Annotated in this window: 14 protein-coding genes and 2 rRNA genes; 10 read left to right on the top strand and 6 right to left on the bottom strand. The window is 31.0% G+C overall.

All coding sequences use genetic code 11. The annotated features are described in order from the left end of the window. Nucleotides 1-162 precede the first annotated feature (162 nt). From Ctaglu_RS23205 to Ctaglu_RS23195, 3 genes are all read right to left on the bottom strand, one after another. Entirely contained in the window at nt 163-1,122 is a 960-nt protein-coding gene (locus tag Ctaglu_RS23205; protein WP_125006229.1) for a helix-turn-helix domain-containing protein, read from the bottom strand. A gap of 149 nt (nt 1,123-1,271) precedes the next feature. Continuing rightward, complete coding sequence (locus tag Ctaglu_RS23200; protein WP_125006227.1) at nt 1,272-2,717, bottom strand: DEAD/DEAH box helicase; 1,446 nt, start codon at nt 2,715-2,717, stop codon at nt 1,272-1,274. Between the two features lie 55 nt (nt 2,718-2,772). Then, nucleotides 2,773-3,627, bottom strand: coding sequence for a DUF1186 domain-containing protein (locus Ctaglu_RS23195; protein ID WP_125006225.1), 855 nt, complete (start codon nt 3,625-3,627; stop codon nt 2,773-2,775). Nucleotides 3,628-4,090: 463 nt separating this feature from the next. Between Ctaglu_RS23195 and saoT the strand changes: the two genes are divergently transcribed. From saoT to saoL, 8 genes are all read left to right on the top strand, one after another. Next, nucleotides 4,091-4,348, top strand: coding sequence for a thioredoxin-like (seleno)protein SaoT (saoT, locus tag Ctaglu_RS26345; RefSeq protein ID WP_240067710.1), 258 nt, complete (start codon nt 4,091-4,093; stop codon nt 4,346-4,348). Continuing rightward, nucleotides 4,348-5,424, top strand: a complete 1,077-nt coding sequence (saoE, locus tag Ctaglu_RS23190; RefSeq protein ID WP_125006223.1) for an efflux transporter SaoE — start codon at nt 4,348-4,350, stop codon at nt 5,422-5,424. Before saoT ends, saoE begins: the two co-directional genes overlap by 1 nt. A 56-nt stretch (nt 5,425-5,480) precedes the next feature. Next, complete coding sequence (gene saoC / locus Ctaglu_RS23185) at nt 5,481-5,957, top strand: Cys-Cys-COOH (seleno)protein SaoC (protein ID WP_125006221.1); 477 nt, start codon at nt 5,481-5,483, stop codon at nt 5,955-5,957. Nucleotides 5,958-6,091: 134 nt separating this feature from the next. Continuing rightward, nucleotides 6,092-7,216: an ABC transporter substrate-binding subunit SaoX gene (gene saoX, locus Ctaglu_RS23180; protein ID WP_125006219.1), complete on the top strand. Its 1,125-nt coding sequence runs from the start codon at nt 6,092-6,094 to the stop codon at nt 7,214-7,216. After that, nucleotides 7,176-8,018 (top strand): ABC transporter substrate-binding (seleno)protein SaoB, encoded by an 843-nt coding sequence (saoB, locus tag Ctaglu_RS23170; RefSeq protein ID WP_349817845.1) that lies wholly within the window; start codon nt 7,176-7,178, stop codon nt 8,016-8,018. Before saoX ends, saoB begins: the two co-directional genes overlap by 41 nt. After that, entirely contained in the window at nt 7,958-8,776 is an 819-nt protein-coding gene (saoP, locus tag Ctaglu_RS23165) for an ABC transporter permease subunit SaoP (RefSeq protein ID WP_239591059.1), read from the top strand. Before saoB ends, saoP begins: the two co-directional genes overlap by 61 nt. Further along, entirely contained in the window at nt 8,776-9,546 is a 771-nt protein-coding gene (gene saoA, locus Ctaglu_RS23155; RefSeq protein ID WP_125006209.1) for an ABC transporter ATP-binding protein SaoA, read from the top strand. Before saoP ends, saoA begins: the two co-directional genes overlap by 1 nt. A 70-nt stretch (nt 9,547-9,616) precedes the next feature. Next, the gene (gene saoL / locus Ctaglu_RS23150; protein ID WP_267901317.1) at nt 9,617-10,351 is read left to right on the top strand and encodes a MerB-like organometallic lyase SaoL; all 735 of its coding nucleotides are present in this window, start codon (nt 9,617-9,619) and stop codon (nt 10,349-10,351) included. Between the two features lie 42 nt (nt 10,352-10,393). On the opposite strand, the gene Ctaglu_RS23145 is transcribed toward saoL, so the two are convergent. Then, entirely contained in the window at nt 10,394-10,960 is a 567-nt protein-coding gene (locus Ctaglu_RS23145) for a GNAT family N-acetyltransferase (RefSeq protein WP_125006205.1), read from the bottom strand. Between the two features lie 284 nt (nt 10,961-11,244). On the opposite strand from Ctaglu_RS23145, the gene Ctaglu_RS23140 reads away from it, so the two are divergent. Then, a complete protein-coding gene (locus Ctaglu_RS23140) occupies nt 11,245-13,041 on the top strand; it encodes an ABC transporter ATP-binding protein (protein ID WP_125006203.1) in 1,797 nt (598 codons plus the stop codon). After that, nucleotides 13,041-14,825, top strand: coding sequence for an ABC transporter ATP-binding protein (locus tag Ctaglu_RS23135; RefSeq protein ID WP_185732931.1), 1,785 nt, complete (start codon nt 13,041-13,043; stop codon nt 14,823-14,825). The genes Ctaglu_RS23140 and Ctaglu_RS23135 overlap by 1 nt, the downstream gene beginning before the upstream one ends. Before the next feature lie 79 nt (nt 14,826-14,904). Here the strand turns inward: Ctaglu_RS23135 and rrf are convergent. Continuing rightward, nucleotides 14,905-15,021 (bottom strand): 5S ribosomal RNA (gene rrf, locus Ctaglu_RS23130). A gap of 59 nt (nt 15,022-15,080) precedes the next feature. Then, nucleotides 15,081-15,197, bottom strand: a 23S ribosomal RNA gene (locus Ctaglu_RS23125); the annotation flags it as partial.

Below are 15,197 nucleotides of genomic sequence, written 5' to 3'. Positions count from 1 at the left end.
GAACTTTGCCTAAGACTTCCTTCAGTTCACACCTCACGGTGGATACCTTGTCTTCAGCTAGTGGTTGGTAACTACAGACCCCCACAGTGGACTTTCACCACCTAGTTAATTGCCATGCCTGGCACACCGAAAAAAATCTTTCAAAATAATTTTGAAAGATTTTTATCTACTAGAAATTCTATATTTAGATGGAGATAATCCAAACTCTTCTTTAAAAGCTTTTGAAAATTTACTGTTATTTGTATAACCTACTAAATTTGCTATGTGCGCTATGGTTAATTCTTCCTTCATAAGCAGTTCTTTGGCCTTTTTCATTCTATAACTTTTAAGGTATGCATATATAGGACACTGATAAATTGCCTTAAACCCCTTCTGCAAATCAGTTGAATTAATTCCTACCCTATGCGAAAGTTCTTTTATTGTAATATGAGAATCTATATCAGATAATATAATTCTTCTAGCATCCTTTATTTTATCTACAAATGTTCTTGGAAAATATTTCTTGTTGCTTGTTTTATAATCAGAATTTCCTAATATATAAAGTAAAAGCTCTACCACCTTTATTCTTAAAAAATAATTTTTAAATTTTTCAGGCAGTACAAAAAATTCTTTAAAAATATGCTCTAAACTTTGACTGGCATGGTTTACTATGCAAGTATCTCCGTTAAAAGAAGCCATAATAAAGCTTTTAATTTCAGCATCAGAAACTCCAAGCATATCTCCTATACTTTTAGAAGCCTTATCTATATAGACCATTACTGTTACACCTTTATAATGTTTAGTTGTAAAATCAGCTAAAACAACTCCTGTCTTATACCCAAAAATAGAAATATCACCATCACCCATATAAACTATTTTCCTATTTGCAAATTCGCTTTCCAAATATCCTTCTAAACAATAATTTATTTCCAAGGAATCAACACTTAAGTTAAAGCTTTCACTTAATGGTTTATATATCTCAAAATCATTATAGGTAACTTCAATTCCAGGCATTGCACTGTAACTTATTATATTCCCCTCACCAAATTCTACTGAAATGTTGTATACTACACTATCCCCAGTAATTTCTTTTGATCCAATAATATATCTAAACATGTTCATATCTTCATCAAATCGTCGCATTTGTTATTGACCTTCTTTCTATTGCTAGTACTAGATTACTTATTATATAACATATGCAATTATTCTTAAACAAAAAAAAGAAGATAGATTATAAAAATAATTTCCATCTTCTTGAATATATTCTATTCTACTACATGACTATCCTGGTGTTAAATATCAACCTTACTTACTGTACGAAGCCTGCCTTTGATAGGTGTATTTTGTAATTCCTGAAACACCGACTCACCCTTATTATTTAATATTTCTACAAAAGTAGATATATCAACTATATTGATGATTCCTATATCATCCTTTGTCATACCTTTAACATTGCAAAGAGTACCTACTATATCCATGGCCCTCATCTTTGTTTTCTTACCTGCATTAATATGTAATTTCATAATTTCTTTGCTAAGCTCTGCGCCTTTTGCTTCTTTAATTTCAGGTCTCGTATTCATCTTCTCCTCAAATTCTTCTTTAGCATTATTTACAGTCTCAACTTCTGGTTTTGTCATCAACGGAATCTCTTTACCGATATATTCATGTATATCTTCTAAAAACCTATTTTCATTTTGGGTCACAAAAGTTATTGCGCGGCCCAGCTTACCTATGCGTCCAGTTCTTCCTATCCTATGAACATAGCTTTCCTTATCTTCTGGAATATCATAATTAATTACAAGGGTAATATTATCTATATCTATCCCTCTAGCTGCAACATCTGTAGCTACTAAATATCTAAAATAACCACTCCTGAAATCATTCATTACTCTTAATCTATCACTTTGTTCCATTCCACCATGTATTTTTCTGCAAGTATAATGAAGCTTTACCATCTCATTGTAAACTTCATCTACCTTTAGTTTTGTATTGCAGAATATCATACAGCTATCTGGGTTTTCTACTACGGTTATATCTCTTAAAAGATTTATTTTACCGGGTTCATTTACGTTATATCTTTCTTGAGATATTCTATCTGAGGCTTTATTTTGGTCTTCTATGTCAATGCGTATAGGGTCTTTCATGTATTTTCTACATAAAGTCTCTATATCTTTTGGCATTGTAGCTGACAATAACATGGTGACACGTTCTTTTGGTAAGCTCTTTATTATTATTTCTATCTGATCTACAAATCCCATATTAAGCATTTCATCAGCTTCATCTATTATAAGATACTTTATATTTGATGTATCCAATGTGCCTTTATCCAAATGGTCTATAATACGACCCGGTGTCCCAACTACTACATGTGTTTTTTGTGTAAGTTCTTTTTTCTGATTGTAAAAAGGTGACTGCCCATAAATTGCAGCTACTTTAAGTCTTTTGAATCTACCTATATTAAAAATATCTTCTTTGACTTGAATAGCGAGTTCTCTTGTTGGTGTAAGCACTAGTGCTTGCGGTTTATTTTCTTCCCAATCTACAAGCTGGCAAATAGGAATGGCATATGCCGCAGTCTTCCCACTTCCTGTTTGGGACTTTACTACTACATCCTTTTGCGCTAGCACTGCAGGTATAACCTGCTGCTGTACTTTTGTTAAACCTTTGAAATTTAACAAACTAATTGCTTTTAATATGTCACTACTTAATTTATAATCCTCAAAATTTGCTTTTATCATATGATCATCTCTTTTCTTATATTTCCATTACTGCTGGTATCTCTAGCCTTTTTTACTATTTTTTTCTTTGCTTCTTTTTAGTAGCTTTTACCTGCTTTTTATTTGTTTTGTTTTTGTTATTTTTTTTCATCTTATTAATCCCCATCATATATTGAGATTTAGACTCAGTGCTACTCTTAGTAAAACATCTCCAGCAGCCTAGCTCTTCTATAGTATCCAGAATAAATGAATATCCCTCATCTTTTAATTTGGGAAATTTTTCTTTATCATGTATTTTAACAGCTCCATCTACTTCTTCTAAAGATATGCATTCTACGTCAACTAATTCATCCGCGTAAGCTTTTTCTATGTATTTATATAATTCACTAGGACCTGCTTCGCAAGAATCATATATAAGCTCATTCCAAACTTGTGAAAACTCCCGTTCAAGTTTTCCTTCAAATAAACTTTTATAGTATTCAATAACTTCGCTTTGAGATATAACCCCTTCACCTAGTAGTACAATAAATGATTTAATAGCAGCACATCTAACATATTCATTAACATTGCTATCTTCCACTAAACTTTTAATTGGTAGCACATCTCCGCCACAAACTGATGCTAAAATTTTATGTAAATCCTCTGTAAGAAAATCACCAAAAATATCGTCTGGAATTTCATTTGGTAAACTAATTAAATCTATAATTGGCTTAAAACTTTGCTTTTCTTTAAACTGTGCTAACAAGAACGTTGCATATATATGTGCAAAATAATTAGGTTTTTCTAAAATCTCTTCATAATTTTCTTTAGCATTTTCTAATATCTCAAGTAATTCAGGTATAAATTCTTCCTTGCGACTTATTATTTCCTTTAATTGCTCCTCTGGAAACTTTCCATTATTATACTCAATTTCTTTAATTAATTCATTCATTAAATAAAACTCCTTCTTCATTTGAATTTTCACTAAAATTCCCCATTACTTATCTATGGTGGAATTAAACTTTCTAATTACTCTACTTTATTATATCCTGTTTTCTTGCTTTACGCACTATTTACCTAAACACTATAATTAACATTTTATAACTTTAACTAAAATGTTTTTATTCATTTAATGAACCTTAGGAATTACAGCACTTTTTAATTTGTAAAATTGCTTTTACTACAAAAGTAATAAATTTTTGATTTAGCTCAAATTTTTGTAAAATTAGGTCTATTATGTTTATCTATAGCAATGGGTTTATGTATATAAAAACAAGATATTACATTTAATGAATCATGTGGTAATATATATATGTCATTAATCGTTATATTATACAAAATAATAAAGAAAAACAAAGAAAAAGGGAATAAATAGCTATATTACTGATTAGTTTATAAGAAAGGTAGTGAAAATAATGGTTAATATTCTAGTTGAATTTGTTAATACCTGTGCATGATGTAATAAATATGCTGTCTTCGTTGAAGATGAAGTTAAAAAATATAATGGAAAAGTGAAGTTAAAAATTTATCGTGTAGGTAAAGATTTTGACTACATAAAGAAATACGGAATGGTTACTAAAAGTATGATAGTTATTGACGAAAAAAAGAAAATTCAAAATTTATCAGAAGGAGTAATTTCCAGAGCAATTGAAGAGGCGGTGATAAATAGCTAATGTCAATTTTAAATTATATAGAAAAAATTGTACTTGCTTCAATTAATATATTAAATGGTGCTTCAGTATGGCTAGTCATTAGCTTCATTTTAGCAGGAGTACTCCATGATATATTAGCCCCTGATAAATTTCAAAAAATGCTTGGTAATAAAAAAATAAGTTCACTAATTAAAAGTACTATATCCGGTATGCTGTTACCTATTTGCAGCTGTGGAGTAATTCCATTGGGTTTGAGTATGTATTATTCAGGAGCATATTTAGGACCAACACTAGCGTTTATGGTAGCTACTCCAATTATAAATCCCATAGCAGTTATATTATGCTTTGGACTTTTAGGTCCAGAAATTTCAATAATTTATTTAATTACTGGATTTGTAGTTCCAATTATTATTGGAATTATAGGTAATACTTTTGGAGGTTCAGAGCTAAAAGCACCTGGTGTAGACGAAAATATTCAAGCAAGATTATTGGAATTGGATGATGATATAAGTTTAAAAGATAAAATGATTTCAGGCCTGACTTGGTCATTTAGTAATTTAGCATTATCTGTTAGTAAATATGTAATTCCAGGAATGTTATTGGCAGGATTATTACTAACTTCACTTCCACAGCAATACATTCAAGATTATCTTGGAAATCCAAGTGCTATTTCACTTATATTTATAGCATTACTGGCAACTGCTATGTATGTTTGTGCCGTAGGACATATTCCTTTTGTTGCAGCACTTATAGCCAGTGGAGCAGCACCGGGAATAGCTATTACATTTTTAATGGCTGGAGCTGCAACCAATCTCCCTGAATTAATAAATATCTACAAAATTATAGGTAAACGTACGGTTATTATATATTCCTCAGTAATTGTTACAACTTCGGTACTCGTGGGTTATATAACTAATTTAATTTTAATGCCTAATTTTAAACCAGCTATGAACTTTGATAGAGTAGATAATTCAATAAGCGCAGCTAATAAAATTATTTTTGTTGCACCAGAATGGTTAAAATATTTATGTTCATTTATTATATTTTTATTTTGCATCCGTGCAATTTCACCAAATATTAAAAACTTTTTTTGCTAGCAAAAAGGCTTAGACAAATAGAGTTATCTTTATTAAATTGTGAGGTTATTTGTATTATGAGAAAAAAAGAAATTATTTTATATGTATTAGTATTAATCATAATTACATTTATGTTTAGTGCATGTGTTAGCGCGCCTTCTAAAAATAAAGAATTAAAAAATATTGGAGTGACCAGGGATAATCCATTACTTCAATATTTCACTAAACTACATCCTGATAATGAAGTTATTTTATGTGGACAAGAAGATGTAAATAATGATAATACTAAAGATTTAGTGATCATATATAGAGTGAGCAAAACTAAAAACGCTATGAAAATAGTTATTGCTAAAGAGCATAATTATAAATGTAGCAATGAAGTACCTGCTCCAATGGAAAATCAAATAATAAAGTTTAAAAATATAGATGATAAAGACCAAATAGAGGTTATTGTTTCAGGTTCTAAAAATGGACAAGTAGGATATGCAATTTTTAGACTCCAGAATATGAAGATTGTTAATTTATTTGGAAATGACATGGAAGACTGTTGTTAAATCATCTTGTTCAAATAGGCAATATTAATGAGTTCACAAGGAGATTTATACTCCCACTTATGAAAAACAGGATGACTTTCCTTCTGAAATATCATTAAATATAAAAATCATAAATAGTAAAGGGGACTAAAAAAATGTTGAAATTAAAGAAAATTGCATTAGTAGTATCATTAGCAGCTGTAATGGCATCTTCATTAATAGCTTGTGGAAATAAGGGGGAAACAGCTAAAACTACCTCATCAAATAGTACAAAAGTTGAGAGTAAGGATGATTACACAATAAAGCTTGGGTACTATAATTGTGATCATATGACTGCAGCATGTGTAGCAAAAGATTCAGGAATATTTGACCAACTTGGTTTAAAGGTTGAAGTTACTGGTAATGGTAAAATTCCACAAGCTATGGCAGCAGGACAAATGGATGCTGGATATATAGGGTTTAAAGGTTTAAATACGGCTTATGCTAAAGGATCTCCTATAATAGTTGCTGCTAATAATCATGATGGCGGTTCATACTATTTGGTAGTGTCAAATGATATTAAGAATCCAGCAAAGGATCTAATAGGACAACCTATGGGAATTGGTTCAAAGCCAGAACAAACAGATTATAACTGGGAACAAATGGCTAATGATGCAGGTATACCTGTTAAAGGCGAAAATTATAAAGGAATAAATTTTGATTCAGATCAAGCTAAATATCTTGCTATGAAAACAGGAAAAATTAAAGGCTATGTATGTTGTGACCCTTGGGGATCCATGGCTGAATTTGAAAAAACAGGACGCATTTTAAGTACACATTTAATGACTGGAAAAGAGATAGGGAATTGCTGTGTATTTTCTCTAAATAAGAAGTTTGCGAAGGAACATCCTGAACTTGCTAAGAAAATGGTATTAGCTCATACAAAAGCAATAGAATACATTTATACACATCCATTAAAAGCGGCAAAAATCTTTGCAAAAAACTATAATGTACCTGAAGAAGCAGCTTTATTAACTGTGTATAAAAAGACAGTAGGAGAAGGAAGAACTCTTTCTTGGAAAGTTGACCCTAAAAAATTTAAGCATGAAATGGAGTTTGAAATAAGCAAAGGATTATATAGTGATTCAAATAAATATGAGGACATTGTTATTACTAAATATTTAGATGAATCTGGTGCTGATGATTTTGATAAATTTATAAAAGAAAAAGTAAATGCTGTATTCCCACTAGGGATGTCTTTTGAAAATTGGAAAGCTAAGTCCAATGAAATCGATAAATAAAACTATAGTTTTAGCTTTTATTATTATAATTTTATTAATAATAGGAATTAGCTTTATGCCAAAGGAAAAGCTTAAGGATAAAATAAAAATCGGAGTGGCTAATGATGTCTCTGGCATGGTTATTGACTATATGATTAAAAATAAAAGATTAAATAATGCAGATATTCATGAGGATTTTGAAAGCTATACAATGAATGATTGCTGAAGTAACACTGCTCAATGGGCATTGAGCTCTGATGTTTTAGACCTAGCAATTGTATGTGTAAATGCAGCAGAAAAATTCATTGAAAAGGATCCAAGATTTGAAATTGTTGGAGTTTGTGTTGAAAACTCAGATATATTTATAACAAAAAGTGGAGTAACACCTAAAAAAATAGGTGTTACTCAAAATAAAAAATATCAAGAACAAATAGTGAAAGACCGCTTTGGTAACAAATGTGAAATAGTTCCTATGCTTGGACGTGCCCTGCCTTATGCATTAGAAAATAACCTAGTGGATGGGGTTGTGTTAGATGTTACTAAAGGATGGATGCTAAATGGAGTCAAAGATAAAATTTCAGTAAATAGAGATTATGTTACATATGTACTTTTAGTCAGAAATGATTTTAAAAAAAATCCTGTTTATAAAAAGTTTATAACTGCATATGAAAAATCCGTAAAGGAATTAGAATCAGAAGATGTATTGTTAGAAGAATTAAAAGGTTATGTAAATATTAGTATTACTGAAAGGGGACTAGCTCAATGGCGAAGATGGAATATAAATCTTGTACCTATAATTCCACAAACAAACTTAGTAAACTAAAAAATAAAAATACTAAATATATTTTTTATAAGATATTGGTTGGCTTAGCTTTAATAGGGATATGGCAGTTAACTGCTATGCATTATGATAAAGAAATAATATTACCCTATCCAAAGAATACAGCAATTGCATTTTTTCACTGCATTACTAGCATTGAAATAGTGACCAATATATTAATTACATTAGGACGTGTATTAAAAGGATTTTTGTGGTCATTAGCCTTGGGTTTGCCACTAGGATTTTTAATGGGAAGCTTTCCACTAGCAAACGAGTTAATTAGTTGGATAGTGGACTCTGTAAGACAGGTTCCAATTATGGCGTGGGTACCACTTACAATTGTATGGTTTGGTATTGGAGATGGTCCAACAATATTCTTAATTGCTTTTTCTGGAATATTCCCTATAATCTTAAATACTATACACGGTGTAAAAAGTATATCAAAGGATTACTATAATGCTGCAAGAAGTATGGGAGCTGGCCACTTAAGCATTTTCAAAAATATTGTTATACCCGCATCTATACCAGATATTTTGACAGGAGCTAGACTGGCTATTAGTACTGGCTGGATGTCTGTTATCTGAGCGGAGTACATAGCGGCAGGTGCCGGCTTAGGTTTCTCTATGGTTGAAGCTCAAACAAGAATGCAAACAGATATGTTAATAGCACTAATGGTTTTTGCAGCACTTGTAGGTTTCGGTATTGATAGAATATTACAACTTTTAAATAAAAGGCTTACAAAATGGAGGTATGCTCAGTAATGAAGGTTAGACTTGAGAATGTATGTAAGACATTTAATAATAATAAAGAAGTTCATGAGGTATTAAAAGATATAAGTTTTGATGTTAAAGAAGGACAGTTTATTTCATTACTTGGACCTTCAGGCTGTGGTAAAACTACTCTTTTAACAATAATTGCAGGTTTTAAGCCAGCAACATCAGGTAAAATTTCAGTTAGTGGTAAATACGTATCTAGCGCGGGTTCAGATAGAGGATTTGTATTTCAAAACTATGCACTATTTCCTTGGATGACTGTAGCCGATAATATTTTGTTTCCTATGAAAGAACAAAAAATTCCCAAGGCAGAAAGAGAAAAAAAACTTGGTGAACTTTTAGAAATGGCTCAGCTGCTAGGAAAAGAAAATTTATTTCCTCACCAGTTATCTGGAGGAATGAAACAGAGGACAGCGGTTATACGTGCCCTAGCATGTAAACCAGAAGTGTTATTAATGGATGAGCCCTTAGGCGCTGTAGATTTTCAAATGAGACAAATACTTCAAGAAGAATTGGAAGCTTTATGGCTTAAAGACAGAACCACAGTAATTATGGTGACTCATGATGTTGATGAGGCTGTTTATATGAGTGATAGAGTTATTGTTATGTCTACTGAAAAAGGAAAAATACTAGAAGATATGAATATTGACCTTGAAAGATCGCGAGATCGCGAGAGTGAAAAATATAAAAAATATAAAGACACGCTTACAAATATACTGAAAAAAGCACTAAATAGAGACGATTCTAAAGTGGTGTAGAGTTGCAATGGATTTTGTGGTGCTAACTCTGAAATATTAGTTAGCAATAAATGAATAGGAGAAAATAATTATGAGTTATATGAAAAATATTATAGTTAAAGATATAGATGGTAATGATTTTACTTTCAAAAATTATCCCTCAGAAAGATTATATATTGATAGCATTTGTTCAAGATTATCTTTAATAGAAAATGAGGTAAGAAGATTAATAATGGATTATATTATATATAATGCCATACCTTTTAATTCAAAAGAGGCATCTTCTATTATATTAGAAAAACTAAATATCAGTAAAGAAAAATTTAAGCAAATTTTAGATAGTTTAGTTAGTAAAAATGCTATGTCAATGGATGAAGATAATAATGTGAATTTTATTTATCCAGTTTCAGCTTTTAATACTAATCATAAAGTTCATTTATCAGATGGACGCGTATTTAGTGCAATGTGTGCAGTTGATGCTATGGGATCTTCTTTTACATTTAATCAAAATATAAAAATTAATTCTAAGTGTAGCGAATGTGGAGAGGATATCTTTGTTGAGATTAAAAATGGACAACTTGCTAATTATACTCCAGAGCTTACACATGTACTCCATGTAGATTTAAATAAAAACCAAAACTGGTCAGGCAACTGCTGAAATATTATGAATTTCTTCTGTACGAAGAAACATTATGATACTTGGGTTAATAAAATGCAAATTCCAGAAGAAGATATTTTCTGTCTGGATATTCAAGAGGCCATACTAGTTGCAAAAATGATATTTAACTCAAACTTTTCAAAAGACTTTCCTTATGCTAACGTTTAATGTTTAAAAATAGAAAATCATAACTTACACAAAAGTTATGGTTTATCTATTACTTTTTATAATACCAAATACCAACCTATCTTCATATTTATCTGTTCTTCTATTATAAGCTGCTTCCTTTTTTAAACCCTCTTTTTCAAATCCAAGTTTTATATTTAATTTAATTGAAGCAGTATTTTCAGGATCTATCAATGCCTCTATCCTATTAAGCTCTATAACCTCAAATGCATAAGATATTACTTTTTTCGAAACTTCACTCATTATATTTTGTCTCCAATATTTTTTATTAAGCATATAACCTATCTCTGATTTTGAATTCCAAGTGTCAAAATCATGAAGTGTGATCAACCCTATAACATGCTTGTTTTTCTTAAGTGTAATACACCACCTAATGAACTTTTTAGTCTTAAATCCATTTATAAAAAACTCCACTGACTTCTTTGCTTGTTCAATAGTTGCCATAGATTTTATTTGCTGGTATTTTACTGCATCCTCATCAGAATATATATCATATATAGCTGGATAATCCATTTCTACTACCTCTCTTAATACAAACCTTTCACTCTCAAGTTTAGGAAATTCATTAAATATAGAATCTATTTTGATCATTTTTTTACAACTCCTTCTTTATATTAAGCATCTTGAAAATAGCTTCTAATTAGATGTTTTTGAAGATACCTTCATTTTGGGAAAACAAAAAAAAGCCCACCATTTTTCAACAGTTGACTCCCTCTCAATAAATTATATCATATTTAAACTAATTTTACAATATTGGTATTATAATTACATTGGTTAAATCTGTTGATTTTGCATATAATTTGTAATATACTTATGATATTACTTGTATGAATTAATCTAATTATATACATAATTTAGGTTTAGGGGGATTAAATATGATAATTGAAAATAAAAAGTATACTGTACTTGATATTGTACGACTTCCATTAAACTGTTCACCACTTTATGGGATACTAATAGCAATTTCAAAAATATTAGATGGTATAATTCCTAGTTTACTAATACTTGCTACTGCAAAATTTATAGATATTTCAATTTCAGTAGTATCTTCGGGCGGAGACCTTAAAAAAGTTTTCCCATCAATATTCCTTGTAGTTGCAATAGTTGGGTACAGCTGGATTTCAGTAAGACTTATAAAATTTGTGGAAATTAAGCTAGAAATTAAGCTTAGAGAAGACCTTAGATTAGGTATGGTGAAAAAAAGAGCAAGATTATCTTATAAATACATAGAAAATAGTGAGAGTTGGGATTTAATTTCAAGGGTTTGCAAAGATCCAGAAAGCAAATTAAGCAAAGCCTATATTAATTTTCTAGATCTAATATCAATGATCATAAAAGTTGCTGGTCTTTTATTTATACTTATAGCTCAGGTTTGGTGGGCTGCTTTAATTATTTTAGCTGTCTCTGTTCCACTATTTATGTTATCTATGAAGAGTGGAAAGGCTACCTATGAAGCTGATAAAGAAACATCGAAATACAAAAGAAAATATGAATATCTTAAAGAAGTGCTCACAGGAAGGGAAAGTGTTGATGAAAGGAGTCTATTTAGATTTAGTAATAACATAAATAAAAAGTGGTGGGATCAATATGAAATTTCTAGAAAGATAATTCTAAAGACTGAAGCTAAGTGGTTTATAAGAATGAAGGCAGGCGGTATTATTACATCTTTTATATCTATTTTTATAATAATCGTACTTATAAAACCTGTTACATCAGGACTGATAACTATTGGTATGTTTATATCACTTGTAAATGCTGTAACTTCACTTATTCAAATGTTATCTTGGAATCTTTCCTTTCTTGTAGGTGAACTTACAAAAAACATAGAGTATTTAAAAGATTTAACTAATTTCTCTTCTCTTAAGGAAGAAAAAGGAGCTACTGATAATCCTCTAGAAACTCCAGTTAAATTTAAGAGTTTAGAGTTTAAGAATGTAAGGTTTAAGTATCCACAAACTGAAAATTATATATTAGATGGAATGTCCTTTGTTATAGAACATGGAAAACACTATGCCTTTGTAGGATCAAATGGAGCAGGTAAGACAACTATAACAAAGCTTATAACTGGTCTTTATGATGAGTATGAAGGCGATATATTAATTGATGGTAACAATATAAGGGAATACAGCCAGAGCTACCTTAAAGCTCTATGTTCAGTAGTATATCAAGATTTTGCTAAGTATTATATTTCCTTTAAGGACAATCTCTCTATTGGTAGGATAAATGGCATTAAAAATAAAGGAAATGATATGCTTATTCAGGATGCTGTTTCTACTATGTCACTTAATGATGTAATAGAGTCTCTTCCACATGGAATGGATACTCCTCTTGGCAAAATTAAAAGCAAAGGGGTTGATGTTTCTGGTGGACAGTGGCAGCGTATAGCTATGGCAAGAGCTATTATAAGCCCATCACCTCTTAGAATACTGGATGAACCTACAGCAGCCCTTGACCCTATAAGTGAAAGCAACATCTACGAAAAATTTGAGGAGATAAGTCGTGGAGGCACTACTATATTTATAAGCCATCGTTTAGGTTCTACCAAGCTTTCCGATGAAATCTTTGTACTTGGTAATGGACAAGTTGTTGAAAGTGGAAATCATAATGAGCTTATAAGTAAAAATGGAGTTTATACAGAAATGTATGAAAGTCAAAAAGGATGGTACCTATAATGGAAAAGAAAAAAGAAATATCTCTAACTAAAATTACAGCTAAGATTATTCCTATGATGTTTCATTATTGTCCAATTATTACGATTATACTTTTAACACTTAGTATTTTTCATGGAGTATCTTTTGCTGTTAATACCGTTGCAACTCAGAAATTCTTTGATGGGGTAACCAAAGCCGTAAGTGGTAATGGAACAATAAATAAAGCAATTATGCTGGCATTTATATTAGGCCTTGCTCTTATTGCTTCTCAAATATTAAATGGTGTTACTAACTTTATGTACGGAGTGTTTGAAAATAAAGTAGCTGGACATTTATATAAAAAAATCAACGAGAAATCTGCAAATATTGACCCTATAATATATGAAGATACAGAGCTATTAGATAGTATAAACAAGGCTCAAAAGGGTGTTGATGGAAGCATTGGATTATTCATAGTTCTTACAAGCTTATTTACTTTTTATTTGCCTTATTTTTTATTTATGGGAGTATATCTTTTTAGGCTTGATAAGATACTTGCAGTATCTTTAGTATTTATATTTATACCTGTGGCCTTTTCTCAGCTTATACGGGTAAAGGTATTTGATAAGCTTGAAGATGAAATAGCACCTATACGTCGTGAATATGACTATTACGAAAGTTGTATTTGCGCTAGAGAATATTTTAAGGAAACTCGTATTTTAGGTGGTTTTAATTATTTTAAAGATATTTATAAGGATTCCATGGATCTTTTAGGACAAAAGGTGTGGAAGGCAGAAAAGAAAACCGGCCTTATAGAACTTTGCATGAAGCTTTTAACCCTTGTAGGTTATTTGGGAGTGCTTTATCTTTTATTTCGTTCTTTACTTATAGGAAATATAACCATAGGAGCTTTTTCTGCAGTATTTGCATCAGTAGGTTTTATGATTAGTGTAATGGAAGAGATAATATGTATGCACATTGGAGATTTAACAAAAGAACTTGGAACCATAAGAAATTTTATTGATTTCTTTAGCCTTCCTGAAAGGGGTGGTGAGGATGTAGAACTTAGTGCTGAGGATGGAATTTCACTTAAAAATGTAAATTTTATCTACCCGTCAGCAAAAGATTACTCCTTAAAGGATATATCCTTAGAAATAAGCCCAAAGGAAATCATTGCGGTGGTGGGAGAAAATGGTGCTGGTAAATCAACCCTTGTAAGGATTATAACTGGGCTATATTTGCCAACAGAAGGTGCTGTAGAGTTTGGTGGTATTGATACTAGAAAAATATCTGCGAAATCAATATACAAACATACCTCTGGGGTGTTCCAAAAATATCAAAAATATAAAATGAATCTTTCTGAAAATATAACTATAAGCCATATGGATAATGATTCAGCTGAACTTTTAGATATATCAGCTAAAAAAGCAGATCTTGATATAGAAAGTGAAACTTTCCCAGAAGGCTATGACACCATGCTTTCTCGTGAGTTTGATGGTACAGATATATCTGGTGGACAATGGCAAAGGGTAGCTCTAGCTCGTGGTTTCTACAAAAGCCACAACATGATAATCCTTGATGAACCAACAGCATCTATTGATCCAGTAGAAGAAACAAAATTATATGAAAAATTCGCCGACCTATCAAAAGGTAAAACTTCAATCATTGTTACCCACAGAATAGGCTCAGCTAAAATAGCTGACAGAATTATAGTTATGGATGAAGGAAGAATCGCCGAAATAGGAACACATGAGGAGTTAATAAATCTGGGTGGTAAATACTCTGAAATGTATGAAGCTCAAGCTCAGTGGTATGTTAGAGCTTGAATTTTTCCATCAATTTAATGAACCTTTTAGTCTTTATATAAAATAAAAACCACTAAGTCTAACTTAGTGGTTTTTTCTTACCTGGCGACGACCTACTCTCCCACAAAGTTACCCCTGCAGTACCATTGGCGCATTGAAGCTTAACCGACCTGTTCGGTATGGGAAGGGGTGTTACCTTCATGCCATAATCACCAGATTGAGAAAATTATATTCTCTCAAAATTGCACAGTGAAATTCTCGCTTTATATATATATTAAGGTCAAGCCCTCGACTTATTAGTATTAGTCAGCTGAACATGTTACCATGCTTACACCTCTAACCTATCAACCTGGTGTTCTTCCAGGAGTCTTACTAACACCGTGCTTACGCACG

It is taken from the genome of Clostridium tagluense (assembly GCF_003865095.1).
In the GTDB taxonomy this organism is placed as follows: domain Bacteria; phylum Bacillota; class Clostridia; order Clostridiales; family Clostridiaceae; genus Clostridium_AD; species Clostridium_AD tagluense.
Note: the sequence above shows the minus strand (reverse complement) of the source record. Positions and strands in the feature narration are given on the sequence as shown.

Bases quoted from the DNA above. Each gene is read 5' to 3' on its own strand.
- Ctaglu_RS23205 (WP_125006229.1), bottom strand. From the start codon at position 1,122: ATGCGACGATTTGATGAAGATATGAACATGTTTAGATATATTATTGGA.
- Ctaglu_RS23200 (WP_125006227.1), bottom strand. From the start codon at position 2,717: ATGATAAAAGCAAATTTTGAGGATTATAAATTAAGTAGTGACATATTA.
- Ctaglu_RS23195 (WP_125006225.1), bottom strand. From the start codon at position 3,627: ATGAATGAATTAATTAAAGAAATTGAGTATAATAATGGAAAGTTTCCA.
- saoE (WP_125006223.1), top strand. From the start codon at position 4,348: ATGTCAATTTTAAATTATATAGAAAAAATTGTACTTGCTTCAATTAAT.
- saoC (WP_125006221.1), top strand. From the start codon at position 5,481: ATGAGAAAAAAAGAAATTATTTTATATGTATTAGTATTAATCATAATT.
- saoX (WP_125006219.1), top strand. From the start codon at position 6,092: ATGTTGAAATTAAAGAAAATTGCATTAGTAGTATCATTAGCAGCTGTA.
- saoA (WP_125006209.1), top strand. From the start codon at position 8,776: ATGAAGGTTAGACTTGAGAATGTATGTAAGACATTTAATAATAATAAA.
- Ctaglu_RS23145 (WP_125006205.1), bottom strand. From the start codon at position 10,960: ATGATCAAAATAGATTCTATATTTAATGAATTTCCTAAACTTGAGAGT.
- Ctaglu_RS23140 (WP_125006203.1), top strand. From the start codon at position 11,245: ATGATAATTGAAAATAAAAAGTATACTGTACTTGATATTGTACGACTT.
- Ctaglu_RS23135 (WP_185732931.1), top strand. From the start codon at position 13,041: ATGGAAAAGAAAAAAGAAATATCTCTAACTAAAATTACAGCTAAGATT.